General features: G+C 60.4%; 16 protein-coding genes and 1 riboswitch. Of the genes, 9 read left to right on the forward strand and 7 right to left on the reverse strand.

All coding sequences use genetic code 11. The annotated features are described in order from the left end of the window. Positions 1 to 128 precede the first annotated feature (128 nt). The 6 genes from AC5FXY_RS12595 to AC5FXY_RS12620 all read right to left on the reverse strand — a co-directional run bounded on the left by AC5FXY_RS12595 (position 129) and on the right by AC5FXY_RS12620 (position 8,914). Positions 129 to 1,166 carry an LLM class flavin-dependent oxidoreductase gene (locus AC5FXY_RS12595; protein ID WP_493557037.1) on the reverse strand — a complete coding sequence of 346 codons (1,038 nt, stop codon included), beginning with the start codon at positions 1,164 to 1,166 and terminating at the stop codon, positions 129 to 131. Further along, positions 1,166 to 2,143 carry an ATP-grasp domain-containing protein gene (locus AC5FXY_RS12600; protein ID WP_493557038.1) on the reverse strand — a complete coding sequence of 326 codons (978 nt, stop codon included), beginning with the start codon at positions 2,141 to 2,143 and terminating at the stop codon, positions 1,166 to 1,168. Before AC5FXY_RS12600 ends, AC5FXY_RS12595 begins: the two co-directional genes overlap by 1 nt. 426 nt (positions 2,144 to 2,569) lie before the next feature. Further along, a riboswitch (SAM riboswitch) is annotated at positions 2,570 to 2,668 on the reverse strand. A gap of 371 nt (positions 2,669 to 3,039) precedes the next feature. Further along, entirely contained in the window at positions 3,040 to 4,062 is a 1,023-nt protein-coding gene (locus AC5FXY_RS12605; protein WP_493557039.1) for a zinc dependent phospholipase C family protein, read from the reverse strand. 145 nt (positions 4,063 to 4,207) lie between these two features. After that, positions 4,208 to 5,239: a LacI family DNA-binding transcriptional regulator gene (locus tag AC5FXY_RS12610; RefSeq protein ID WP_493557040.1), complete on the reverse strand. Its 1,032-nt coding sequence runs from the start codon at positions 5,237 to 5,239 to the stop codon at positions 4,208 to 4,210. 89 nt (positions 5,240 to 5,328) lie between these two features. After that, positions 5,329 to 6,396: a glycoside hydrolase family 43 protein gene (locus AC5FXY_RS12615; protein WP_493557041.1), complete on the reverse strand. Its 1,068-nt coding sequence runs from the start codon at positions 6,394 to 6,396 to the stop codon at positions 5,329 to 5,331. Positions 6,397 to 6,427: 31 nt separating this feature from the next. After that, positions 6,428 to 8,914: a glutaminase family protein gene (locus tag AC5FXY_RS12620; protein ID WP_493557042.1), complete on the reverse strand. Its 2,487-nt coding sequence runs from the start codon at positions 8,912 to 8,914 to the stop codon at positions 6,428 to 6,430. 649 nt (positions 8,915 to 9,563) lie between these two features. On the opposite strand from AC5FXY_RS12620, the gene AC5FXY_RS12625 reads away from it, so the two are divergent. The 7 genes from AC5FXY_RS12625 (at position 9,564) to AC5FXY_RS12655 (ending at position 21,055) form a co-directional block, all read left to right on the forward strand. After that, positions 9,564 to 12,683, forward strand: a complete 3,120-nt coding sequence (locus AC5FXY_RS12625) for a SusC/RagA family TonB-linked outer membrane protein (RefSeq protein WP_493557043.1) — start codon at positions 9,564 to 9,566, stop codon at positions 12,681 to 12,683. A 40-nt stretch (positions 12,684 to 12,723) separates the two neighbouring features. Further along, entirely contained in the window at positions 12,724 to 14,277 is a 1,554-nt protein-coding gene (locus tag AC5FXY_RS12630; protein WP_493557044.1) for a RagB/SusD family nutrient uptake outer membrane protein, read from the forward strand. A 121-nt stretch (positions 14,278 to 14,398) separates the two neighbouring features. Continuing rightward, positions 14,399 to 15,472 carry a glycoside hydrolase family 43 protein gene (locus AC5FXY_RS12635; protein WP_493557045.1) on the forward strand — a complete coding sequence of 358 codons (1,074 nt, stop codon included), beginning with the start codon at positions 14,399 to 14,401 and terminating at the stop codon, positions 15,470 to 15,472. Positions 15,473 to 15,518: 46 nt separating this feature from the next. Continuing rightward, positions 15,519 to 17,129 (forward strand): family 43 glycosylhydrolase, encoded by a 1,611-nt coding sequence (locus tag AC5FXY_RS12640; protein ID WP_493557046.1) that lies wholly within the window; start codon positions 15,519 to 15,521, stop codon positions 17,127 to 17,129. A gap of 207 nt (positions 17,130 to 17,336) precedes the next feature. Continuing rightward, positions 17,337 to 18,545 (forward strand): aldose epimerase family protein, encoded by a 1,209-nt coding sequence (locus tag AC5FXY_RS12645; protein ID WP_493557047.1) that lies wholly within the window; start codon positions 17,337 to 17,339, stop codon positions 18,543 to 18,545. Between the two features lie 26 nt (positions 18,546 to 18,571). Further along, positions 18,572 to 20,272: a sodium:solute symporter family transporter gene (locus AC5FXY_RS12650; RefSeq protein WP_493557048.1), complete on the forward strand. Its 1,701-nt coding sequence runs from the start codon at positions 18,572 to 18,574 to the stop codon at positions 20,270 to 20,272. A gap of 222 nt (positions 20,273 to 20,494) precedes the next feature. Next, on the forward strand, positions 20,495 to 21,055 hold the full coding sequence (locus AC5FXY_RS12655) for an NUDIX hydrolase (RefSeq protein WP_493557049.1): 561 nt from the start codon (positions 20,495 to 20,497) through the stop codon (positions 21,053 to 21,055). On the opposite strand, the gene AC5FXY_RS12660 is transcribed toward AC5FXY_RS12655, so the two are convergent. Then, on the reverse strand, positions 21,052 to 22,362 hold the full coding sequence (locus tag AC5FXY_RS12660; protein WP_493557050.1) for a flavin monoamine oxidase family protein: 1,311 nt from the start codon (positions 22,360 to 22,362) through the stop codon (positions 21,052 to 21,054). The two genes, AC5FXY_RS12655 and AC5FXY_RS12660, sit on opposite strands and share 4 nt — an antisense overlap. A 213-nt stretch (positions 22,363 to 22,575) precedes the next feature. On the opposite strand from AC5FXY_RS12660, the gene AC5FXY_RS12665 reads away from it, so the two are divergent. Next, the gene (locus tag AC5FXY_RS12665; protein ID WP_493557051.1) at positions 22,576 to 23,394 is read left to right on the forward strand and encodes a tetratricopeptide repeat protein; all 819 of its coding nucleotides are present in this window, start codon (positions 22,576 to 22,578) and stop codon (positions 23,392 to 23,394) included. After that, positions 23,391 to 24,206: a GNAT family N-acetyltransferase gene (locus tag AC5FXY_RS12670; RefSeq protein ID WP_493557052.1), complete on the forward strand. Its 816-nt coding sequence runs from the start codon at positions 23,391 to 23,393 to the stop codon at positions 24,204 to 24,206. The genes AC5FXY_RS12665 and AC5FXY_RS12670 overlap by 4 nt, the downstream gene beginning before the upstream one ends. Positions 24,207 to 24,242: the final 36 nt, after the last annotated feature.

Consider the following 24,242-nt stretch of genomic DNA (forward strand, 5'->3'; position numbering starts at 1 on the left):
ACTACCAAGCTTAACCAAAAAACCTTGGGCGGAGCCGGCTCCTCTTTGCCACTTCTGCCAGGCCAAAACCGGCTTGATGAAGTGGGAGAGGGGAGTCAGCGCCGCCCAAGGCTTTATGCAGTGGCTTGCTATGCCGCGTTAGTGGCCGGATTCAATACCTGAATCACCGCTTCCGAGAAACGCTCCATTTCCTCTAGCTGCGGGCTGGCCTGCAGCAGGAAGAAATCGACGCCGACCTGCTCAAACGCCCCGATGCGGTCCTGAATCTGGGCGGGCGTGCCGGTAAGGCCGGTGCGCAGGCCCCGGTTCGATACCGAGTAATCCTGCAAGGACACTTGCTGCTCCAACTGCGTGCCAGCCAGCCACTGCTGGTAGTTGCCGTAGCCCGCCGACGAAGCCTGCACGTTGGTGATGCGGTCCAGCTCCTTCTTTACTTCCTGCTCCGAGTCGCGCACGATGGTGTAACCGGCCACCCCGAACTTCATCGGCGGCAAGCCTTTCTGTTCGCGGCGGCGGCGCATATCGGCAATGCGCGTTCCGATCTGCTCCGGCGAGTCGCCGTGCATCACGTACCCGTCGCACTGCGTCGAAATCAGCTCCTTGGCCGCTTCCGACTCCCCACCCGCGTACAGGAATGGCTTCTTGGCGGGCTTGGGCTGCAGCACGTTGTCGGCTACCTGGTAGTACTTGCCGTCGTAGGAGAAATGGTCCTTGTCCCACACGCTGGTCAGCACGTCCAGCCACTCCTTGGTGCGGGCGTACCGGTCGTCGTGCTGGTCGAACTGCAGGCCGTACTTGGTGGCCTCGTCGCGCCACCACGACGACACCACATTCAGCGACAAGCGGCCGTTGCTGATCAAGTCGATGTTGGCGGCCTGCTTGGCCAGGATGGCGGGGTTGTGAAACGTGGGGCGCACGGCCACCATGATTTCCAGCTGCTCGGTCACAGCGGCCAGGGCCGCGGCCGTGCTCCAGGCCTCCAGCGACGGAGCTTCCTGACCCTTGATGTCATTCAAAAACAGCTCCGCGATGAGCGTGAGGTCGTAGCCGAGGGCTTCGCTGCGCTGGCCCAGGGTCTTGACGTAGTTCCAGTCGGCGCGCATGTTTTCGTCGTCCACGTTGCGCAACCACCCGCCAAAAACGGGCATCCAATAGCCAAATTTCATTATACCAGAGCGTTTTCGGTGGCCAAAGTCAGTTCGCGTTCCAGGTAATCCACGAAGCGGGCGTAGGGGTCGAAGCCCACTACGTTCACGGCATCGGCCACGAAGTTGGACAGCGCGTTGACGTCGTAGAACAGCACTTCGCCGGAGCGGTCGTCGATAAGGTATTCGATGCCGCCCACGTCGATTTTGGCGGCGGCTACGATGCGCTCCACGGCCTCAATTACTTCGGCTGGCGGCGTGAAAGCCTCCACCTGAATGCCTTTTTTGGGGGCTTCCGTCAAGCAGAACTCCGCTGACTGCTCCTCCGGAATCTGGCAGATTTCAGCCGGGCAGAGGTTGAAGCTTTCCCCGGTAGTGTACACCTTCATGGCATAGAGAAACTTGCCGTCAAGCATTTCCACGCGGTGAATGTTGCCGCCGCGGGGCGTCACGTACTCCTGCACCAGCGCCGTCTGGTCGATGCCCAGGTCGATTTGACCGGCTTCCACGGCTGCCTTCAGGCCTTCCAGAGTATCGAAGCGGATAATGCCTGCGCCGCTGCCGCCGATATTTACCTTCACCACGATGGGGAAGCGCAACTGCTGCGCCGCATCAATGGTGCGCGACGCGTGGTTTACCACAAACGACTTCGGAAAATTCAGCCCTAGTGAGGCAAATAGCGAGAGTTGCCGCGCCTTGTTGGTTTCGATGCTGGTGGCCACCGAACCGTTGATGACGCGCACGCCCACCCGCTCTAGGTGCGTGGTGTAGCCCGCCGTGTGAAAGATGCCCTGCCCGTGGCCGCGCAGGTAAGCCGATGAACTCATGCGGTTGACCACCAGCGCGTAGCGGCTTTCGGTTTCGGTTGGATCAAACAGGTGGTGAGCTGCGTCGATTCGCTCGTAAGGCAGCCCACGGCGGTCTAGCTCCGCAAACAGCGGTTTAAACCATTCGGGGTGCTCGTAATAGATACCTATGGGCTTGGGATACTGTGGCATGACAGCGAAAAGAAAGTGACGAGTGAAAAGCCTCAGGTACAGCCGAAATGGACGGCTGACATGATAGTAAAGGCTTGAAAAACAAGAATTAGGGTGTGGTCCGGCCATGCCGCCAACCGAAACGGGCTGACGCAGTGCTGCCGATGGGCAGCGGAGCCAGGAAAATGGGTAGGAGCCCGTCGATGACGAAACGACCATACCGTAGCGCAAAAGCGCTACGCCGCTTAGGCTGCGTGTAGAAAGCAGCGTTACGCGCCAGCGTCAGCTAGTGCGGGAGCAGTCGGGAAGGGAGCTAAAAAGACCAGCTCAACAACAACACGCCGCAACTACCATGGCCATACAGCAACACAGCGCACCGCACTGGTTGAAGGCATTGGAAGTAAACTGAAAAACGGCGGAGCGGTTGGTTGAAGCCACGGCTGTTTGTTTTTATATGGTCAGGACTTGGCACCGTTCCCGGGATGACTCCCGCTGGTGGTTGCCGGCGTTTCGCAGAGCCTGTCTCTCCACGCCTCTGTATAAAAACAATCCTTTGGTCGGAAAGAATTGGTGGTGCAAAGGTAAAGCAGCCTTTGCGACATAGCCAAACTGTACCGTAAAAGTACGGCGGTAACGTTTTGGAAACCGGGCATAAAAAAGCCGCGGACCAACCGAATATTTCGGTATGGTCCGCGGCAGAAACGGAGCAGCTTATCGGAGCAAGCCGATAGTAAAAATTTTGAAAGGGTTCTGAAAATCAACTCATCAACCCAGAACGTCATGTCGAGCGCAGTCGAGACATCTCGCTCGATAGCAATCCTCTCGTTGAACAATGAGGCTACTACCAGCCGTCAGCACGCGAGATGTCTCGACTGCGCTCGACATGACGGGCTAATGGTGCTGCTATGACACGCAGCTTAGTTAGCCGGGAACTCCGTGAACGAGGAGAAATCCACCAGCTTGCCTTTCTGAATAAGCTTCAGCTCTTCCTTCAGGTTCTTTTCGTTGCTGCGCGTGGTGTACTCCGCATCAAGCTTGGTCAGATCGGGCTTACCGGCATTCACCCAGGCGGTGTACCAGAAGTTAGCCGTGGCCTGGGCCGCGTTGCGCATCTGCCGCTCAATCATGTTGTTGAGCGACTTGTGGTAGGCGCTGGCGTAAGGCAGCGTGTGGTATTTCTGGTTGAAGACGTTGCGCTTCTCTTTGCCATCGGCGCTCAGCTCAATTTTGCTGCCCTGAAGTTCGCCAGCCAGCTTCTTCTCGATGGTGAGCATGCTGTCGGCGGCGGCGTGACTGCGCGCGATGATGGCCCAGGTTTCGGCAGCCGGGTCCTGAATCAGCTTCGGCTCGGCAAGCTTGAAGTTGTAGTTCTTGCCAAATTGCTCGGGCAGCTGTGACTCGTAAAACGAGTGAATGCCTTTCTGGCCGGTTAGCTGACCGTCGTGGTTGGCGGAGGTGTGCAGCGGTTGGTGCGCATCGCCGATGTAGTGGCCTAGGTCGGCGGCGAGGAACAGGATTTCGTCCTTGCGCTGGTTCTTCATGGCCTGCGTAAGCTTGCCGAGCATGTCCTGGATGTACCAAGGCAGGCGGCCGCTCTTGTCAAGCTGGGCTGCATCGTACTTGGCGTAAGCTTCGGTGGGCGTTTGGGGTAGCTCACTGATGGGGCCGGTGCCGTAGTGCTCCAGGTCGATAAAGTGCCGCGGGAATTCAGCCTTGTCGTTGATAGCGTACTTGCGCGAATCCGGAATCACCGACTCCGTTACCACGTAATCGACGTGGTTGTAGAAGAAGGTGCGCATGGAGGCAGGCAGGGCCAGCACGGCGGCGCGGTTGATGCGCTGGTGGCCCCAGTTACCCCAGGCAAACAGCAGGGAAGGAGCAGCAAGCAGCAAAGCCGAGGCCAGCAGCCAGCGGCCGGCACGACGGTAAAAATGAAGCATAATGGGTGTGGGCGTGAGAAAGGAAAAGGCAAAAGTCGCCTCTTTTGCGCGGTGTGCCAAACGCCGGTTTGCTGACTCACGGCCAGAAGAAGCCAGCCTGCCAGCTGTGGCCACAATCGGGGTAGCTAGCGCCTAAGAAAACTCTTCAACGCCGGCTGAGCGCTGGCTCACTGGTCAGCTCCTCTTTTCGAACCAGCGACGAAGCCCGGATCAGCACATCGGGCGGAAGTACGATGCGGCGGGGCAGGAAGTCCTTGGTTTTCTGCTGCATGATATCAAGCAGCAGCTTCACTGCTTCTTGCCCCATTTGCTCGCAACGCTGGTCTACGGAGGTAAGCATGGGCTCGGTGAAGAAGGTGATGGGCTCGTTGCTGAAGCCCGCGAGCAGCATGTCGTCGGGGATGCGCAGGCCACGCTCCTTGAGCACGTGCATAGCCCCAAGGGCGCCCATGTCGCTGGAGGAAAAAACGGCGTCGGGCGGCTGGGGCAGGGCCAGCAGCTTTTCCATGCCTGCTATTCCGTCTTCGTACGTCAGGTCGCAGTCATGCACCAGTTGTTCATCCAGTTCCAGGCCGTTGGCCAGCAGGGCATCCTGGTAGCCGCGGTAGCGGTTGTTGTAGATGTTCAGGTGGCGCGGACCTCCAAAATGCGCAATGCGGCGGGCACCCTGGTCGATGAGGTGCTGCACCAACTGGAAGGCGCCAAGGTAGTCGTCGATGACCACGGAACTGACATTGACGTGTTCCAGGGTACGATCGAAAAGCACCAGGGGAATCTCGCGTCGGCGGATTTTCTCAAAGTGGCGAAAGTCACGGGTAGTGCGAGCCAACGACACGAGGATGCCTTCCACCTGCGCACTCATCATCGCCTCGATGTTCTGCTTTTCGCTGTTGACGTCTTCGTTTGATTGGCAGATCATCACGTTGAATCCTGCCTTGCGCGCTACCGTCTCGATGCCGTGCACCACGGAGGCGAAGAAGTGCCCTTCGATGTGCGGCACCATCACGCCGATGAGGTTGCTGCGGCCCTTGCGCAGCGCGGCGGCAATGTGGTTGGGCTGGTAATGAAGCTGTTCGGCCATTTCCCAGACCCTTTTCTTCATCGCCTCGCTGATGCTGTGATGGTCGCTCAAGGCGCGGGAAACCGTCGACGCCGACACGTTTAGTGCCTGCGCCATATCTGCGATGGATGCCCGTTTTTGTGCCAAGGTAGTAGTGTAATTTGGGGGAAGCTATCGGGAAAGGAGCGGGAGCCCATGCCACGCATCTAAGGTATGGGTTGCGGGGTATACGTGGGACCTTGGCAACGCGGCCCTTGTGGCGTCCAGATCAACTTATCGATGCACATCTGGCGCGCTTTCATGCCCGCGTCCCAAGCGTGGTACACCAGGTATTCGGTCTTGCCATCGGGAGCCATGATGTGGGAGTGATGGCCAGGCCCGCGCACTTTGCCGGGTACGTAGTGGAGCACGCGGGCTCCTTTTTCGGCGCCGGCGTCGGAGTAAGGGCCCAAAATGGAGTCGGCCACCAGGTAGTCGACGCCGTAATTGTTGGTCAGGAAGTTGGAGCCGCTGTAGAAGCAGTAGTACTTGCCAGCCTGCTTGCGCACAAAAGGCCCCTCCAGCGTGTGCCACTGCGCAAAGGTGCGGTTGTCGTACAGCGGCATGGTACGGTTGGCTTCGAAAAGCGTCCAGGGGTGGCGGGCGCGCATCACCGTGCGGCTCTCGCCAGCCAGCCGGGTCATGTCGATCAGCCGATCGACGGCCAGCCCGGTGCCGGGATAGAAGCCGTTGTCGGAATCGATAAAGTCGCGGGCGTAGAAAAGGTACCACGTGCCATCGGTGTCCTGATAGGGATGCGCATCGATGGTAAAGCGGCTCTCCGGTACCGCCAGCGTAGCCACGTCTTCGTAAGGGCCTTCCGGCTTCTTGCTGGTGGCCACATAAAGTTGATGACCTACCGTGGCCCCAATGGCGCCACCGCCCCGCGAGTAGTAGAGGTAGAAAGTACCGTTGACGTGTACTACTTCCGGTGCCCAGTACTCCATGTTTTCGGCTCCCTTGGGAGGGATCAGCGCGCCACCCACTTCCTTCCAGCCCACTAGATTGGTAGAGGTCAGGACATTGAAAAACCGGCCGCTGCGCGTGTCGCGGTTGGTGGTACCAAAGGCGTAGTACTTGCCCTTGTGGCGCAGCACAAAAGGGTCGGGCATGGCGCCGGGGTAGACGGGGTTGGTATAGGTACGCGGGGCCGCCAGGAGTTCGGGCATAAAGGGGAGGGCACCCAGGCCCAAGGCCGTTTGCTTCAGGAAGTGACGACGGGTGGAAAACGACATAGTGCAGCGAGTTAGCAGTATTCAAATAACACTAGGGCCGACGAGGGGCCCAGTGCTGGTCCAGTAGCTTGATGAAGTAGCCGCCTACCACGGAGCGGGCCCGAAAGCCCACGGCTCGGCCGTTGGTGGTTTCGTGCCAGTCGCTGAGCGGTATGCGGTCGGGCGACTCGTGTACGTAGCGGTACAGCGGCGCTACGAAGCGCTGAAAGTCCTGCGGCGATTCCGCCAGCGTGGCCGTCCACATGATCCAATCGGACTTGGTGTAGGTGCGGCGGCTGTCCAGCGGCAGGCCGTAGGGCTGCTGCCGGGTGAGATAATAGCGCACCTCGGTAGCAGCCACTTCAGGCGGAAATACCTGCAAGCGTAGCAGCTTGTCCCACACTAGATTGTACTTCTGGCTCCAGGTGCCGCCCGTGTCGAAGGTAAGGCGGTAATGGTCGCCGTCGCGGGCTTTCTGCATCCACTGGCGGGCCATGTCGCGGGCGAGTTGCTGGTAGGCGCTGGCCGTGGCTTGGTCGCCGAGCATGCCAGCGAGGCGGCCATAACTAGCCAGGCCCAGAATGGCTTTTACCGAGAGGTTGGCGTTGTGGGCGAGGTGACCGGCAAAGTCGTCGGTGCAGAGCTGGTTATCGGGGTTAAAGCCTTCTTCCTTTAGGTAACCGGCCCACTGCGTAAGAGCTGGCCAGTGGAGTTTAGCGTAGTTGGCATTGCCTTCGGCTGCGGCAATGGCCGCGGTAAGAATAAGCATGTTGCCGCTTTCTTCTACCGGCATGTCTTCGCCATAGGTCTGGCCGTTGGCAATGGGATAGGTGCCCACATCATGCGCCGCAAACTCCTTTGTCCACCGTCCGCTTTCGGTGTAATAAAAGATGGGGTCCAGCATACCCTTAAGCAGCGTGGGATTGTAACGCAGAAACAGCGGCGCCGAGGGGTACGTGACGTCCACAGTGCCAATGGAACCGTTGCTGAAATTTTCCTTCGAGAAAAACAGCGGGGTGCCGCCGGGGCCGGCCACGGTCTTGTGGGCCGCAATGGCTTGACGATAGGCCAGCGCACAAAGCTCGGCGTACTGCTCGCCGCCAGCCGCTGTGGCCTCGCGTAGCAGCTCGGCATCGAACTGATTACAGGCCTGCACAAGACGCTCGTAATCCTGCTCAGCAGCTTCCAGCATTTGTTCCGCGGAAGCCCCGTTGCGGCGCCACCACGGCTGCAGCCGTTGCCCGAAATACTCCACCGAATACAGGTCGTCGTAGCCGAGCAGTACATGGCGGCTGGCGCCGGTGTTGTCTACTTTACCTAGGTTCCACACCGCGGCTAGCTCAACGGGCTGCTGATTGGCCGGGCGGGGCCTGCGTGTATCGTCCTGCTTGGGCAAGGTGCCTCGGCGCTTGAAGGTGCTGCGCGTAGCAGCGTGGTCGGCAATGCGCGTGCTGGCGGTGTTGTCAGCGGCCAGGTAGAGGTAGCCCCAGTCGATGCGCACATTGTCGCCCTTGGTGCCGAGAATGTGCTGCTGCTCGGTGCCGGTGCGAAGCAGCGTGAGTGGGCCAGCGGTACTGCGCTGCCACGTAACGGCCTGATCGGGATAATTCACGGCCAACTGCGGCGAAGCGCCAAAATACAGCTGCACCGCGTGTGGGCGGCCATCTGAAGCCTGAGCACGGAAAGTAAGGTACGACACCGGCCGGCTCATCACCTCCAGCTGATCGAGGAGCAGGGGAGTGGTGAACGTGACATCGAGCAGCACCGGGCCGCAGGCAAACCGATAGGTTGTTTGGGTAGCGGTGGCGCGTACGCTGCGCTGCGTGGCCGTGTTGGCAGTGGCGGGGTTAGGCTCTTCCAGCAGGCCCACATCGAGGGTGCCGGGGCCACCGGTGTTTTTGCAGTGCACCGCCAGCGTATTGCGGCCCTTGCGCAAAGCAGCGGCGGCGGCAGGTGCTACTTCAAATTCCAGATAATCCGGTGTAAAGCAGGGCGCGCAGGCAAAGGCGGGCACGCCGTTTAGGTACACTTCCACATCATCGTCGTGGCGCATGTAGAGCTTCAGCTTCTGGCGGGGTACTTCCTGTAGCTCGATGGTACGGCGCAGCCACACATCGGAGCCATTCCACGCGGTCGTGGCGTTGCGCTCCTCTTTTTCGGTGGCCAGCAGGCCTGCGCCAGATTCCCAGGTCCGGTCGTCGAAAGCAGGCTGCATCCAGTCGGCAGCCGGAGCTTTGGTGGTAAAGCGGTAAGGCTGGGGCTTGGTTTCGGAAGCGGCAGCCAGCACTTTTTGCGCGTCTTCAGGACTGCCAAGGAAGGTGTAAGTGCGGCCATCTACGCGCGCCATGCCCAACAAGCAATGATTGCGGCCCGTCCAGTGCTTAGTGGGCTGCTCGTACAACCGGTCCGCAAACGACCAGACGCTCAGGTAGGGGTCGAGCGTGACAAGCGGGTAAGCCGGCGGGCGCAACTCTTGGCCGTGGACCCGCAGCACCAAGGCGAGCAGCCATAAGCAAGGAAGTAGAAGCTTGACGCGCATAGAGGACGGGTTGGGAACGGACCAAAACCAGTATTTGCGGGCTGAAATCGACGCGAGGCCTAAGCTGCGGAACCGGAACGCAAACGTTAGCGTAAAAGGCCAAATCGTGCTAAAGTTGCGTTTGGGGGCTTGCAAGGGCCTTTTTATGCAAGGGGCATTAGCTTCTGCTGATTGCACTGCACTTTAAAGGTATTGATTTTGGCTATTTATGGATTGTCGAGTTTCAAAATCTTCTGCACAAAAGCGTGAAGTCAGCTTTTAATGAATAGAAACGCCTGTTTCTGAGAATGTAAAAGTCATTGTTCGCAAACGATTGTTTTGACGCAAACCCAGTGCCTAGTAAACTAGTTGTACAGCGGGAGGGGGCGCCAATGAGTTTTGATTCTTGCATTATTGAAGTCTTAATTTGTTGAAAATGAAAGTAAAATTATACTTGACATTGGTTAAAATCATTGTTATCCTTACCCGCCATTCCATCGGTAGGTTTTCTTTGATAGGGCTAAGTATCCGTCGTATGACGAACCTGACTTCCCTTGATCGTAGTGCCGCATGCCCTTAAGGGCTTTTTTGATTCGGATTTGCGCAAACGATTGCGCTTCTCGGGCTAGCGTTTGCCTTTTCAAGTTCCTCACCAACCCCAATCCCAGCTATGAACAAATCTGTACTAAGCATGTATGGGCTGGCCGTACCGACGTTGTTGTGCCTTTTGCCGGGTCACCCATTCGTCGCGCCAGCGCATGCTGCCGATGCCGCCGAACTGCGGCGTGCTCTTCAGCCCGACATTACGGTCCGTGGTCGGGTGCTCGATGAAAAGGGACAGGGGTTGCCCGGCGTCACGGTGTTGCAGCGCGGCACCAGCAACGGTACCTCCACCGACACTGAGGGCCGCTTCACCCTCACCGTGCCCGACAATGCAACCCTGGTGCTGTCTTATGTAGGGTACTCCACGCAGGAAGTGGGCGTGGGCGGCCGTACCACGCTCGATGTGACCATGGCCCCCGACACCAAGGCACTACAAGAGCTGGTGGTGGTGGGCTACCTCACCCAGGAGCGGCAAGTAGTAACCGGCTCCGTGGCCTCGGTAGGGGGCGATGAAGTGCGCCGGGCACCGGTAGCCACGGTGAACGAAGCCATTCAGGGCCGTTTGCCAGGCGTGCAAGTGGTCAACTCGGGTGCACCGGGGCAGGCACCCATTGTGAACATCCGCGGCATCGGTACACTCACCAGCGGCAGCGGCCCGCTCTACGTGGTGGATGGGTTGTGGGTGGAAAACATTCGCGACTTCAACCCGCAGGACGTAGAATCGGTGCAGGTACTAAAGGATGCGGCTTCGTTGGCGCCGTACGGCTCGCGTGGCGCCAACGGCGTGATTATCATCACGACGCGGCGGGGCAAGGAAGGCGCTACGGCCATCAACCTGAACGCATATGCCGGGGTGCAGAGCATCACTAAAACCTACGACCTGATGAACGCCCAGCAGTGGGCGGCCGTGAACCGACAGGCCTTCGAAAACGCCGGCCGGGCGCCGCAGCCCTTTGCTGCCAACCCGCCCGCCGGCGTGGATACCGACTGGCAGGATGAGCTGATTCAGCAGGGCTCGGTGCAGGATTACAACGTAGGCTTTTCCGGCGGCGGGCCTAGCTCGACGTTTGCCGTGTCGGGCGGATACTTCAACCAGAAAGGCACCATCGTGGGGCCGCGCTTCGACCGCTACAGCCTGCGCGTCAACACGGGCTTTAAGCGTGGCCGCTTTCGCTTCGGCGAAAATGCTTTGCTGACGCGCTCCAATCAGACGCGCGTCAACGGGCTCCCGTTCATCGATGTGGTACGCATGCTGCCCGTGCTGCCCCTCAACGACCCGGGTAACCCCGGAGGCTACGGCTTCGGCAATACCAACGCCAGCACGTTCGGTACCAATCCCATTGCGCTGCAGCGGCTGCTGAACAACACCAGCGTAAACAACCGTTTGCAAGGCAACGTCTTCGGTGAGGTAGACCTGTTCAACTTCCTGCGCTACCGCCTAAACCTGGGCGCCGACTTCATCGCCTACCACGACCGCGAAAAGCGGCAGTACGGTCAGTGGCGCCAAAACGACCCGTTGAACCCCTCGTACTACGCCGAAAACCAAGGCAGCGAGTTGTTTACACTGATCGAAAACACGGTAACTTTTGATAAGAATTTCGGCGACCATGCCCTTACGGCCGTGGCCGGCTACACCGAGCAGCGCCAGAACAATGTGTTTACTCGCGGCCGTAACAACGGCTACGGCACCGGCCCCACGTACTACTGGTCGCTGAGTGCCGGGAACACCAACCCGACGGTGGAAGGCAATGAGTATACCTGGACCAAACGCTCCTACCTCGGCCAGCTCACCTACGACTACAAGCAGCGCTACCTCCTCACCGGCGCCGTGCGCCGCGACGGCTCCTCGCGCTTCAGCCCCGATAACCGCTGGGGTACATTCTGGGCGGCCTCGGCCGGCTGGCGCATCTCAGAGGAAGATTTCTTTGACGGCGTCACGGCAGTAAACAACCTGAAGCTGCGGGCCAGCTACGGCTCCCTCGGCAACGAGTCGCTCTCCGGACCATTTGGGGGCTCTTACCTCTGGCAGGGTGCCATAAATCCCAACGTAAACTACCCCTTCGGCGGCGACAACGTGCAGAACGGCAGCATCCAGACGCAGCTCGTGAGCAATAACATCGCCTGGGAAGAGCGCCGCACCACCAACGTGGGTTTTGACGCGGGCATTCTGGACGACCGGTTCACCTTCTCGGCCGATTACTACGTCTCGGAAACGCGCAATGCGCTGGTGCGGCCCCAGACGCCCATCATCCTCGGCAACGCCGGCGAGGAGCCCTACCGCCGTGTGGGCCGAATTCAGAACAGCGGCTTTGAATTTCAGCTGGGCTACAACGAAAACCGCAACCCCTTCAAGTACGGTGTATCAGCTAACCTGACCACCATCAAAAACGAAGTAAAGCGCCTGAGCGACGATGGCAGCTCCAGCTTCTTCACGGCCGGACCGGAAGGCGGGGTGACGCGCACGGAGGTAGGTTATGAGGTTGGCTCTTTCTTCCTCTACCAATTTGATGGCATCTTTCAGCAGGGCGATAACATCGCCGGTAGCGCCCAACCAGATGCCCGCCCTGGCGACGTGCGCTACCGCGACGTAAACGGCGACGGCCGTATCGACCAAAACGACCGTGCGCACGTAGGCCGCGTGTTTCCCAAGATTCAGTATGGCCTGAACCTGACGGCCAGCTACCTCGGCTTCGATCTATCGGCCTTCTTTCAGGGCGTGCAGGGCAACGATATCCTGAACACGACCCGTTGGTGGCTGGATCGTACCGACGACAACAGCAACTACCGCCAGGATTTCAGCCCCTGGACGCCTACCAACCCCTCCACCACCACGCCGCGGGCGCTCATCTCGGGCGGCGGCGGGCAGGCGGGCCTCGCAGCCGGTGTCAACTCGCGCCTGCAGTCCACGCGCTGGCTGGAAAGCGGCTCGTACATGCGCCTTAAGAACATTCAGATCGGATATTCCTTGCCCAAGACGCTGCTGGAGCGGTGGCAGGGCATCGGGAGCGTACGCTTTTACGTGACCGGGCAGAACGTCTTCACCATCACCGACTACACCGGCTACGACCCCGAAGTGGTGAACGTGGACCCCGTGACGCGCTTCCCCAATCCGCTGGTGCGCGGCGTGGACGAGGGCAGCTACCCGAACGTGCGCACCTTCGCCGGTGGCGTGCAGATAGGCTTCTAAGGCCCGGGTCATTTACTTATTCATCCCACGACGACTTCCCATGAAAGCACATATGCTCAAATTTTGGGTGCTGGCGGGTGGCCTGCTGCTCACCACCGGTTGCGATAAGGACCTGCTAGAACAGGTAAACCCCAACCAGCCCACCACCGAAACCTTCTGGCGCAACGGCGACGATGCCGTGAAGGGCGTGAATGCCGTGTACAGCGGCTTGCAGCAGCTGGGCACGTACCGCCGCTGGCTGAACTTTGCCTTCGATCTGCGCTCCGATGACAGTTTTAGCTCCAGCCCCTGGGGCGAGCTGGCCGACTTCACGCGCTTCACGCAGGCCAACTACAACTTTGAAGTATCGCGCGACTTGTGGCGCGACCATTACCGCGCCATCTGGCGGGCCAATCAGGTACTGGCCAACGTGCCCGCCATTCAGATGGACGAGGCAGTGAAGCGCCGCGTGCTGGCCGAAGCGCGCTTCCTGCGGGCCTTGTACTACTTCAATCTGGTGTCGCTATACGGCAACGTGCCGCTGGCGCTGCAGCCCTCCGACCCGACAAACCTTCCCCAGCAGGCCACCGAAGCCCAGGTGTGGGCGCAGGTAGTGGCTGATCTGCAGGCTGCCAAAGCCGACTTACCGGTGTCGTACAGCGGTACCAACGACGTGGGCCGTGCAACCCGCGGCGCTGCTACCACGCTGCTGGGCCGCGCCTACATGCAGCAGCGGCAGTGGGCGCAGGCTTCGGGGCAATTTCAGGAGGTCATCAGCTCCAATCAGTACAACCTGATGCCTAACTACACTGATAATTTCCGGCACACCACCGAAAACAACGCCGAGTCCATTTTTGAGGTGCAGTTCTCCGACCTGCGCATCGGTGGCAATGACCAGGACGACGCTACCTCCTCCGAGGGCGGGCAACGCTCCCAGTTTTGGGGCGTACCCGGCGCGGGCTTCGTCGATGGCGAACTGCGCCCCTGGGTGGTGAATGAATTCCTGCAGGAAGGCACCACCACCGGCGCGCGCGACCCGCGCCTGGCTGCTACGGCTTTCTACAACCGCCGCCAGTTCCAGACGGCGCTGCCCGTAGACGCCGATACGCTGGTGTACGGCCAAGGATTTTTGCGGCGCTTCGGCACCGACGCCCGCAACCGTACCCGCATCTACTGGCGCAAGTACCAGACGGACTACTTCCGCACGTTCGAAAACTTCGACTCGCCCATTAACCACCGCGTGCTGCGCTACGCCGATGTACTGCTGCTGCAGGCTGAGGCTCTGAACGAGCAGAACCAGACGGCCACCGCTATTCCGCTCATCAACCGGGTAAGGCAGCGCGCCGGCCTGGCCCCGCTGGTAGCGGCCAACTTCACGCAGGCCACACTACGCATGCAGATCATGCACGAACGCGTGACCGAGCTTACCGGGGAAGGTTGGCGCTGGTTTGACCTGCAGCGCTGGGGCTTGCTGGAAAGCCCGGCTGGCCTGACTCAGCTGCGGGCCCGCGACCCTGATTTTACCAACTTCGAGGTCAACAAATCGCGCCTGCTGCCCATTCCGCAATCGGAGATTGACTTGGCTCGTCTCACGCAGAATCCTGGTTGGCAATAAGTATTGCTGCTGACTGCCAAAACAGCCGCTCCGCAAGCGCCGGAGCGGCTGTTTGCACGGCTCGCAGTAGCGAGCCGAAAGAATTTCAGTGTAAGTTGTCGTCTGCTCAGTACCCTTGTCTATGCTCGTGTTTCGGTTAAGTTGGCTGTTGGTGGCTACGTTGGTGCTCGGAGCGCCGGCCTGCAAGAAGCCCGACCCAGTCCTGACGCCGCCCACGTCGCCGCTCAACGATGCGACCACCTTTACCAATCCGCTGCTGACCTCTGGCCCCGACCCCTGGGTGTACCAGAAAGATGGCGTGTACTATTACATGCACACCACCGGCAACAACTTGCGCCTGTGGAAGACCACGAAGATGTCGGAGCTGGGCTCGGCCCCGAGCACCGTCATCTGGACGCCGCCGGCCGGGGGCAGCGCCTCCCGAGACGTATGGGCGCCCGAAATTCACTTCCTCGACGGCAAGTGGTACGTATATTTTACGGCTGGCCCCGGCAGCTGCTGCGCCGGGCAGCGGACGTGGGTGCTCGAAAACAGCGCCGCCGACCCCACGACCGGCACCTGGGTAGAGAAGGGGCGTATTCACAATCCGGCGCAGGATTTCTGGGCCATTGATGGGACGGTGCTCGAGCAAAACGGCCGGCGCTATTTCCTGTGGTCGGGCCAGAGCGGCTCCACCGGCCCCGACCGCGACGAACAGCGCTTGTACATTTCCGAAATGAGTAACCCATGGACTCTCACCGGGCCTCGCGTGGAGCTTTCCCGGCCGCAGTACAGCTGGGAAATCAGCGGCACGCCCGATGTAAACGAGGGTCCGCAGGTGCTCAAACACGGCGGGCGCACGTTTATCGTGTACTCGGCCAGCCACTGCAGCACCGATGATTACGGCCTGGGCTTACTCAGCGCCTCCGCCACTGCCGATCCGCTCGACCCCAACTCCTGGACCAAGTCGCCCGCGCCGGTGTTTATGAAAAGCGCCGCCAACAACGCTTATGGTCCCGGCCACAACAGCTTCTTCGTCTCGCGCGACGGCACCGAAAACTGGATTCTCTACCACGCCAATCCCGAGCCCAATCAGGGTTGTGGCGACCGGCGCACCCCGCGCATGCAGAAGTTTACCTGGAATGCCGATGGTACGCCCAATTTCGGCATACCTGCTCCGCTGAATACTCCTTTGCCCGAGCCGGCCGGCGAATAGCTGGCGTCGGCCGCGGCCATTGTTGTACCCTAATTCGAAGCCCCGCGTGTTCTCCGCCTTTCTCCCAAACACCCGCTCCGCCGCTTACTTTCTGGGTCTGGGCTTGCTCATGGCCGCTTGCCAGTCGAGCAACGCCCCCAGCGCCGAAAAACAGGCTGCGCCACCCGCTACCGCCGAGGCGCCCATCACCAACCCGGTGCTACCCGGCGACTTCCCCGATCCGTCTGTAGACAAGCTCGGCGACAATTACTGGGCTACGGCAACTACCTCCAACTGGGGGCCCATTTTTCCCCTGCTCAAGTCTAAAAACCTGACGGAGTGGGAGCTGGTGGGGCATGTGTTTCCCGATAAGATGCCCGCCTGGGCCGATTATTACTTCTGGGCCCCCGAAATCAGCTTCGAGAAGGGCCGCACGTACATCTACTACACTGCCCACAAGCGCGGCGGCAACCTGTGCGTGGCCGTGGCCAGCGCTGATAAGCCCGAAGGCCCTTATACCGACCACGGCCCGCTGGTGGGGCAGGAGGTAGGCTCTATCGACGGCTTTCCGATGCGCGACGAAAACGGGCAGCTGTACCTTATCTGGAAGGAAGACGGAAACAGCCGCAACCTGCCCACGCCCATCTGGGCGCAGCGGATGAACGAGGAGCGGACCCAACTTGTGGGCGAGCCAGTGGAGCTGTTTCGCAACGATAAACCCTGGGAAGGCAACCTAGTGGAAGGCGTGGCTATGACGCGCCGCGGCGACTACTACTATGCTTTCTACGCTGGCAATGGCTGCTGCGGCAATGGCTGTACTTACGGCACCGGCGTGGCGCGGGCCCGCAAGCTCACCGGGCCCTGGGAGAAGTATCAGAAGAACCCGGTGATTGTCAGCAACGAAACCTGGAAGTGCCCCGGCCATGGTACTGTAGTGGAGCGCAATGGGCAGTGGTTTCTGTTGCACCACGCCTACAATGCCCGCGGCCACGAGTTTGTGGGCCGGCAAGGTGTGCTTACGCAGTTTACCTGGAATGCTGAGGGCTGGCCCGAAATCATAAATCAGAGTACGCCCGGTACGCCCGGTGTACCCACCGCCCTGAGCCGCGAACCGGTGAAGGATGACTTCCGCGGGCAGGCGTTGCGGCCGGCCTGGCAGTGGCCGGTAGAGGAGAAGCCCACCTTTGCGGTGCGCGACGGGAAGCTGCTGCTCACCGCTAGCCCCAAGCCTAGCGGTGCCACATTGGGCCACCAGATCTACACACCTGACTTTACCGCCACCACTACGCTGCTGGAGCCCAATAAGCTGCCCGCCGGCACTTCCGCTGGCATTGCTGCCCTCGGCGACCCCGAAAACACGCTGGCCCTCACCGCCGGCGACGGAAAGTTGCGCCTGTGGCAGCTGGAAAAAGGCAAGCGGAAAGTGCTGGGCGAAGCAGCCCTGCCGGCAGGCCAGTCGCTCACGCTGCGTATGGAAGCGCAGGAAGGCAAGCGTTACCGCTTCATGTGGAGCACCGATGGCGGCAAGGCGTGGCAGTACTTAGCCAACGACAGTGCGCCCATTAATGGTACCTACCTGCCGCCCTGGGACCGGGGCGTGCGCGCTGGATTGGTGGCTATAGGGCCAGTTGCCGCTACGGCGTCGTTCGATGATTTTGTGCTGGAAAGCAAGCAGTAATCAATCCAGAGTACTGCGCGCAGCTGCTCAGCAAGTGTGGCCAGCGCCGCCTTTCGGCTGGCGGCAGCAGGCTTCTGATTGTGAAAGCCCCATTCCTGAAACGAGCAGCGAAAGAGAATCTATTGGTGCTGATTTTTCTTTCTCTCGCCGCAAGTCCGGGAATTGTGCTTTTTTATCGTCCCGTTACTCTTCCGTCGATTCCAATCCATGACCAAACCCTACCGTTCCGTGCTGGTAGCCGCCAGCCTGGTGGCCCTTGTGGCCGCCTGCGACCAACAGCGCAGCGACGCCCGAAAAACTGACGTGTCAGCCGACGCCAGTTCCGATACCACCCAAGCCACCGGCACCATGCCCACCTCCACTGCCTTCGGCAAAACCCGCGACGGGCAGCCGGTGCAGCTCTACACGCTCACCAACGCCAACGGCCTGAAGGTGAACATCACCAACTACGGCGGCATTGTGACCAGCCTGCACACTCCGGATAAAAACGGGCAGCTCGGCGACATTGTGCTGGGCTTCGACAACGTGGCCGACTACCAGCGCGACAAGCCGTACGACTCGCCGTATTTCGGCGCACTGATTGGGCGCTACGGCAACCGTATTGCCAAAGGCCGCTTCACGCTCGATGGGCAGCAATACCAACTGGCCACCAACAACGGCCCCAACCACCTGCACGGCGGCTTGCGCGGCTTTGATAAAGTGGTGTGGCAGGCCCAGCCTGGCACCAGCACCGACGGCCAGTCGCTCGCTCTTAGCTACCTGAGCAAGGACGGCGAAGAAGGCTACCCTGGCAACCTAAACGTGAAAGTGGTGTACACGCTCACCCGCGACAACGCGCTGCGCATTGCCTATACCGCCACCACCGACAAAGCCACGCCCGTCAACCTAACGCACCACAGCTACTTCAACCTGAACCACGGCCAGGCCCAGAATGCTCTGGACCACGTGCTGACGCTGAATGCTGACCGCTACACCGTGGTAAATGCGCAGCTCATTCCCACCGGCGAGCTACGTCCGGTGCAGGGCACACCCATGGATTTCCGGCAGCCGCACGCCATCGGGGAGCGGATTGCTAAAGTAGGCGGCGCGGCCCCCGGCGGCTACGACCACAACTGGGTGCTCACAGCCAACGATGCCAGCGGCCTGCGCCGCGCCGCCTCGGTGTACGAGCCCACTACGGGCCGCACCATGGACGTATTCACGGATCAGCCGGGCATACAGTTCTATTCCGGCAACTTCCTCGACGGCAAGCTCAAAGGCAAAGGCGGTACCGCGTACCCGCAGCACTACGGCTTCTGCCTCGAAACCCAGCACTTTCCTGATTCGCCCAACCAGCCTGATTTTCCCAGCACCATCCTGCGGCCGGGCGAGACGCTGAACACCGTCACCGAGTACCGTTTCGGCGTGCGCAAGTAGTATTCGTTTCCTTCTTCCACCTCTCCATGCGCAACGATCTTGCCCTGATTGACCTGCTGGTCTTCCTGTTTTACATCGTGGGCGTGTCGGCCTACGGCTGGTACATCTACCAGCGCAAAAAGAAGGTCCAAACCGACTCCAAGGACTTCTTCCTGGCCGAAGGCTCCCTCACGTGGTGGGCCATCGGGGCTTCCATGATTGCCTCCAATATCTCGGCCGAGCAGTTCATCGGCATGTCGGGCGGCGGCTTCGTGCAGGGCATTGCCATTGCAGCCTATGAGTGGGTAGCGGCGCTGGTTCTCATCTTCGTGGCCGTGTTCTTCATGCCGATTTACCTGCGGGAGAAGATCTACACCATGCCGCAGTTTCTGGAGCAGCGCTACAATGCCACGCTGAGTTTGATCATGAGCGTGTTCTGGCTGTTCCTGTACGTGCTCGTCAACCTCACCGCAATTCTGTACCTCGGGGCCTTGGCTATCAACAACATCGTGGGCGGGGGCGGTTTTCACCTCATCCTACTGGCGCTGGCGCTGTTTGCGCTGCTGCTCACCTTGGGCGGCATGAAGGTGGTGGGCTACACCGACGTGGTGCAGGTGACGGTGCTGCTCGTTGGCGGACTGGCCACCACGTACATTGCCCTCACGCTAGTGAGTGAGCAGTTTGGCTTGGGAAGCGACGTAATTGCCGGCTTTCAGGCCATGATGAAGGATGCCGACGACCACTTCCACATGATTTTCAACAAGCCTGGGCCTGGTGCTTCCACCGCCGAAGTAAGTCGGTACCTGGCTCTGCCCGGCCTGGCCATGTACGCCGGCGGACAGTGGGTGGCCAACCTGAACTACTGGGGCTGCAACCAGTACATCACGCAGCGCGCCCTCGGTGCCGACTTGAACACGGCCCGCACCGGCATCCTGTTTGCGGGCTTTCTGAAGCTGATCATGCCTTTGATTGTGATGCTACCGGGCATTGCGGCCTACGTGCTGCACAAGAACGGCGGACTGCAGGCCGAAATGGCCTCCACGGGCGCTTTCAACCCCGACAATGCCTATTCCGCTATCCTGACCTTCCTGCCCAACGGCCTGAAAGGCTTGGCTATGGCGGCCCTCACGGCGGCCATTGTGGCGTCGCTGGCCGGCAAGGCCAACTCCATTTCCACCATCTTCACCCTGGATATCTACAAGCGCTACCTCAACAAGGGCGCTGACGAAAAGCAGCTGGTGTGGACGGGGCGCCTGACCATCGTGGCAGCCATGCTGGTGGCTGTGTTCCTCACCTGGAAAGACGTGTTGGGCATCAGCGGCGAAGGCGGATTCACTTTCATTCAGAAGTACACCGGCTTTATCTCACCTGGTATCGTGGCGGTATTTGTGCTGGGCATGTTCTGGAAGCGCACCACGGCCACGGCCGCCGTAGCCGGTATTCTGGCCGGTTTCCTGCTCTCGATTCTGTTCAATAACTACGCTCCCCAGTGGTTCGGCCCCGAAACGCCGCTCTACTCGGCCTTTCTCAATGCGCAGGGCTTCTACGAAATTCCCTTCCTGGTCAGCATGGGCTGGTCCTTCTTCTTCACAGTAACGCTAATGGTGATTCTCAGCCTGCTAGGCCCAAAAGTTAACCCCAAGGGCTTGGACCTGAACACCGCCATGTTCCGCGTCAGCCCGCAGAATACGTTCATGATTGTGCTGATCCTGCTGATGATATCGGCACTGTACGTTAAATTCTGGTAGCCTGGTCTAAGACTTTTTTGGGAGCATAAAAACCTAAACAAAAAACCGGTTGCGACCCGCAACCGGCTTTTTGTTTAAGGCAGCTATTAGGTTTCGCAGGCGCCGCTGTCGAGGCCGGCGCCTGCATAGTCTTTACGCTGATGACACGCCGGGCTAGAGGCGAGTGGGTGGAGGAGGAAGCTGCGCGTTGCTAACTTGCCGCCTCATCTACGAGCCCCTGGCATGAGTAAGAACATCGAACGTTGGAAAACGCTGAGCTCGGAGCTAGTGGTGGAACACCGCTGGTACAAGCTCCGCCGTGACCATGTGGAACTGCCCACCGGCCAGCAGCTCGACGACTATTTCGTGAGTGTACGCCCCAACGTGGTGCTGGTGTTTCCCGTGACGGAGGACAACCAAGTGGTGATGGTGCGCCAGTACAAGCACGCCGCCGCTGATATTTTCATTGAGCTGCCCGGTGGCGTGGTAGATGAGGACGAAACCGCGCCCCTAGAAGCGGCCAAACGCGAGTTGCTGGAAGAAACCGGCTACACCTCCGACGACGTGGAGCTGCTGCTCGAGGTGACCGACAACCCCACCAAGGATACCAACCGCATCTATTTCTACCTGGCCCGCAACGTGCGCCACGTAGCGGCCCAGGACCTCGACGAAACCGAGAACATCGAAGTGCTAACCGTGCCGCTTGCCGAAGTGGAGCAAATGATTTTTTCGGGTCAGATTCGCGTGGCCGGTTCCGTAGCGCTTATCCTGTTGGCGCTGCGCAAGTTGCAGGCCAGCCGCTAGCCAGGGGCATTGTGGAGCAGCTGCCGGGCTACCCGCTGGCCGGAAACCAACGCCGCTTCCACCGTGCCGGTAGCGGGACCCTCGTAGAGGCCTTCGCCGGCAAAGTACAGCGTGTCGGCGATGGGCTGTGCCAGCTGCTTGCGCGCTTCCGCCGAAGCTACCGTGGTGTAAGCATAAGCGCCCAGCGCAAATGGGTCGGCGCCCCAGTTTAGCACGCGGGAAGCTCGCAAACGATTACGCAGGTAGGTTTCGGAAGTGCCAAAGAGGTAAGCCAGGGAGGCCAAGGCTTCCTGAAGTAGCTCGTGGTCGGAGGCAGTGCGCCGATGGTCGGCGGCGGGGCCGCCAAGCCAGCCCGTGAGCAGGGGGCGTTCTTGCGGCAGCTGCGTCCACCAGGTAGGAATGGGCGCGTCGGAGAAAAGGAAGCCCATATCCGGCATCGGCAAGGCCACCTGGTCCGACGCCTGCTGCCAGAAGGGCTCGTCGAATTCAAGCAAAAATTTAATCACCGGCCCGAAGCCCAATTCCAAGGCCGCGTGGCGCAACGCGGGTAGCTCGGGCTCAAACTGCACGTGGCCCGGGCTGCCTTCCAGAGCCTGCAATATGCCCAGCGGTAGCGTGAGCACGGCCTTACGGGCTTGGTATTGCTGGCCATCGGTAGTGCTGATGGTCACCTGCCCCGGCTGCCACTGCACCTGCTGCACCACCGCGGCCAAGTGGAAAGAGGCACCGGCGGCGCGGGCTTGTTCGGCGAGGCAATTCAGCAATGGGCCGTAGCCGCCTTCGGGCCGCGGCGAATCTTCGGCGCCGCCGGCTTCCCACTCAGCGCGCAGGGCCAGGGTGCTGGCGCGGTCGGCATCGGCGGCGTCGTAGCCCTCGGCAAAGCGTATGACCTGCTCGCGCAGCAGGCGATGCTGCTCGTGGCCGAATTCGCGCTGCAGAAACTGCGTCAGCGGTAGATCCTGCTCCAATTGCTGCAGCTTCTCCAGCAGCAGTGGCATGTCGGCAATAAACTCCTCCGACTCGCGCACCACGCCGCGCTCCACTTCGTAAGCGCGGCCGCCGGTGTCGTGCCACGGGGTGTCGGTTTCTGCCAAGAGGGCCTGCGTGAGGGCCACGTCGCCGTGCATGAACTCGGCGCCGCCTTCCACCGGCCCGCTGAAGCCCTCGCCCTCGAAAGTGTACACCCGCCCGCCCAGCCGGTGGCGCGCTTCCAGTAGGGTTACCCGTTTGCCGGCCTGGGCCAGCTCGCGGGCAGCCATCAGCCCGGCTGCCCCCGCCCCAATAATCAGAATATCCGCTTTGCTCATGCAGTAAGAGTCAACAATCAGCCCCGGCCACATACCGGACATGGCTGCACAATGTCAGGCGTGTACGTTTGTTTGGCATCGGCTGATTGAGCAAATTTCCGCCTGGGCTGGCTCAGAAGTACATAAAATCAGGGCTGAGGGTTTGTCCGCCGCCGCTGTTGCTTCCGCGTAGGAAGTGGCCTGATTTACTGCCTTATATTTTGACTCCTACGCATGAAACACCTCATTCCTATTCTGCTAACGGCTGGCCTCGCTTGCGCTTGCGCCACAGCATCTCATCAGCCCACAACCAAAGCTAGCACGCGGGGCTCCGTGCCTGGGCCCAACAATGTGGTTTCGGCGACCAGCAAAAACGTGCAAGCAGGTGGCGGCGGAGGAAACCAACTGGTTTTTGAGGGTTCCAACAACCTGATCGACGTAATCCGGCAGAACGCGGCTTACTTCGATCAAAGCCACGACGTGGTCATCATCAAGGGCGACAACAACCTGATTCGCATCTGCAATGCCAACCTGCTAACCCTGGGCGGCAAGGGAACGGACACGCTGGTGCTCGTCGGCAACAACGCCAAGTACGTGGTGGATATGAGCAATTCGCTCGTGCTGAAAAAGGCCGGCCACCGAATCGATACCGTGCGAATCAGCTCGCCGCGTTTCGAGCCTAGCCGCGTGGAAGCCGATGTCCGGCCCGGCGCGCGGGTGGATGTGACTGAGCTCGGCGGCATGGTGGATGCGACGGAGGCCATTCGCTACTATGGGCAGCAGATCAAGCTGGGCCAGGCCGGCGCGTACGTGCAGCTGGCCAAGCTCTATCACTTCGGTCAGGGCGTTGAGATGTCGACCAAAAAGGCGGTGGAGCTCTATGAGTTTGCGGCCGTGCGAAACGATGTGACGGCCATTCGTCAGCTGGGCAACATTCACCAGAATGGCTCTTTCGACTACCCCAAAGACCACGTAAAAGCCCGCTATTACTACAGCCTCGGCAAGCAGCTAGGCGATGCTTACTGCGCCGACGCGCTAACCCCGAAGCCATGATTTTTGCCGACCGCACCCTGGCCCAGCAGCTCGAACGCGCCGAAGGCCGCAGCAATGCCAGCTTTGTAGAAGCCCGCGCCCGCCTTCAGCCCGACAGCGGTGCTTGCTGGACCACCATAGCCGGTGCCTACGCCATGTTCGATGGGCCCGAGTCTCCGCTGACGCAAACCTTCGGGCTGGGCGTTTTCGACGCCGTGGGCCCAGCCGAGCTGGATGCACTGGAACGCTTTTTTCAGGAGCGGCAGGCACCGGTGTGTCACGAAATCAGCCCCATGGCCGATCCGGCTCTTTTCTCTCTGCTAAACCAGCGCGGCTACCAGCCCTTTGAGTTTACCAGCGTGCTGTACCAACCGCTAGACGGTACCCGCCAGCCGCTGGCCGCCCCAAATCCGCAACTCCACACGCGCCGCATCAGCCCCGCCGAGGCCGAGCTGTGGGCCCGTACTTCCGCGCTAGGCTGGAGCACTGAGGCTGAGGGCCTGGAAGCCTTCATGCTGGAGTATGGTCAGCTCACGGCTCATAGCGCCGGGGCAGTGCCTTTTCTGGCTGAACTGGCGGGTCAGCCTATTGCTGCTGGGGTGCTGCACTTGCACGAAGGCGTGGCCGTGCTGGCCGGCGCCAGTACGGCGCCGGCCGGTCGTCGGCAGGGGGCGCAGCTGGCCCTGCTGGATGCCCGCCTGCGCTACGCAGCCGAGCATGGCGCCCGGATAGCCATGATGGGCGCGCTGCCCGGCAGCCAGTCGCAGCGCAACGCCGAGAAAAACGGTTTTCGCATTGCCTACACGCGCATCAAGTGGCAACTGATGAAGTAAAAGCGACTGGGCCTTTTGAGCAGTCCGTCTAACATG

It is taken from the genome of Hymenobacter sp. FMD4 (genome assembly GCF_058932745.1).

Excerpts from the sequence above, each read along its gene's own strand:
- AC5FXY_RS12600 (WP_493557038.1), bottom strand. The coding sequence starts at position 2,143 with ATGCCACAGTATCCCAAGCCCATAGGTATCTATTACGAGCACCCCGAA.
- AC5FXY_RS12625 (WP_493557043.1), top strand. The coding sequence starts at position 9,564 with ATGAACAAATCTGTACTAAGCATGTATGGGCTGGCCGTACCGACGTTG.
- AC5FXY_RS12655 (WP_493557049.1), top strand. The coding sequence starts at position 20,495 with ATGAGTAAGAACATCGAACGTTGGAAAACGCTGAGCTCGGAGCTAGTG.
- AC5FXY_RS12670 (WP_493557052.1), top strand. The coding sequence starts at position 23,391 with ATGATTTTTGCCGACCGCACCCTGGCCCAGCAGCTCGAACGCGCCGAA.
- AC5FXY_RS12620 (WP_493557042.1), bottom strand. The coding sequence starts at position 8,914 with ATGCGCGTCAAGCTTCTACTTCCTTGCTTATGGCTGCTCGCCTTGGTG.
- AC5FXY_RS12610 (WP_493557040.1), bottom strand. The coding sequence starts at position 5,239 with ATGGCGCAGGCACTAAACGTGTCGGCGTCGACGGTTTCCCGCGCCTTG.
- AC5FXY_RS12605 (WP_493557039.1), bottom strand. The coding sequence starts at position 4,062 with ATGCTTCATTTTTACCGTCGTGCCGGCCGCTGGCTGCTGGCCTCGGCT.
- AC5FXY_RS12665 (WP_493557051.1), top strand. The coding sequence starts at position 22,576 with ATGAAACACCTCATTCCTATTCTGCTAACGGCTGGCCTCGCTTGCGCT.
- AC5FXY_RS12635 (WP_493557045.1), top strand. The coding sequence starts at position 14,399 with ATGCTCGTGTTTCGGTTAAGTTGGCTGTTGGTGGCTACGTTGGTGCTC.
- AC5FXY_RS12645 (WP_493557047.1), top strand. The coding sequence starts at position 17,337 with ATGACCAAACCCTACCGTTCCGTGCTGGTAGCCGCCAGCCTGGTGGCC.
- AC5FXY_RS12615 (WP_493557041.1), bottom strand. The coding sequence starts at position 6,396 with ATGTCGTTTTCCACCCGTCGTCACTTCCTGAAGCAAACGGCCTTGGGC.
- AC5FXY_RS12660 (WP_493557050.1), bottom strand. The coding sequence starts at position 22,362 with ATGAGCAAAGCGGATATTCTGATTATTGGGGCGGGGGCAGCCGGGCTG.
- AC5FXY_RS12650 (WP_493557048.1), top strand. The coding sequence starts at position 18,572 with ATGCGCAACGATCTTGCCCTGATTGACCTGCTGGTCTTCCTGTTTTAC.
- AC5FXY_RS12595 (WP_493557037.1), bottom strand. The coding sequence starts at position 1,166 with ATGAAATTTGGCTATTGGATGCCCGTTTTTGGCGGGTGGTTGCGCAAC.
- AC5FXY_RS12630 (WP_493557044.1), top strand. The coding sequence starts at position 12,724 with ATGAAAGCACATATGCTCAAATTTTGGGTGCTGGCGGGTGGCCTGCTG.